Source organism: Fructilactobacillus sp. X2R1C1, assembly GCF_059901435.1.
Map to the genome: position 1 here is coordinate 1 of NZ_JBWXUV010000013.1, position 721 is coordinate 721.

1 protein-coding gene is annotated in these 721 nt (G+C 29.0%); it reads right to left on the bottom strand.

The genetic code is table 11. The features are described from left to right. The coding region (locus AC6UDG_RS07225; RefSeq protein ID WP_500706928.1) for a hypothetical protein at positions 1-721 on the bottom strand (721 nt) is incomplete at both ends.

The following is a 721-nucleotide window of genomic DNA, read 5'->3' on the forward strand; positions in this document are numbered from 1 at the left end:
CTATATACCCACTTAATTGCGTCTTCCTTTTCAGCAAATTCTTCAAACATTCTTTCTGGATAAGTTTGTTTCACAAAGTTTGAAGTTGAATATCCTCTATAAACATTCTTTTTTAGAAGTTTGCCATGTTTACCGTTATCTAAATAACCATCTCTTGATGGCAAATACATTTTAACATGGTCATATAAATTTTTACTATCGGAATCAAATAAATTAGTTTGAATATAATTACTCATCTTTGAATCCATTTTTCTTACTACATCTTTAATTCTATTCGCATTATTTATAACAAATGCATATCTATCTTTAGGGGACAGACTCAATAATTTATATGATGAAGATCCTTGATCATCCATCCCAAAGAGTTCCTTAATAATACTATTCACTTTTTTGATATCATTTCCGACATGTAAATAACGAATTAAAATTTCCAATGAAGCATCATAGCGAAAACCCCAAGAACGTGTACTCTGAATAATTAAATTTGCAGGGACAGTGGCAAGATTTACATAATCAGAAATTCTGGTTATAGACCCAGAACGAATCCCAGTTTTAACAGTTCTGCCAAATATCCACCCAAATTTTTCTAATTTCTTTTTATTTTTCTCAGGATCCTTTGTTAGACTAAATTCATATCTAAATTCATCCTCTAAATCTTTAGTAACGCTATTTAAATCTTTAGTAACTTTATTTTTTCGTTTTAAAGAAACAAGATTAAACA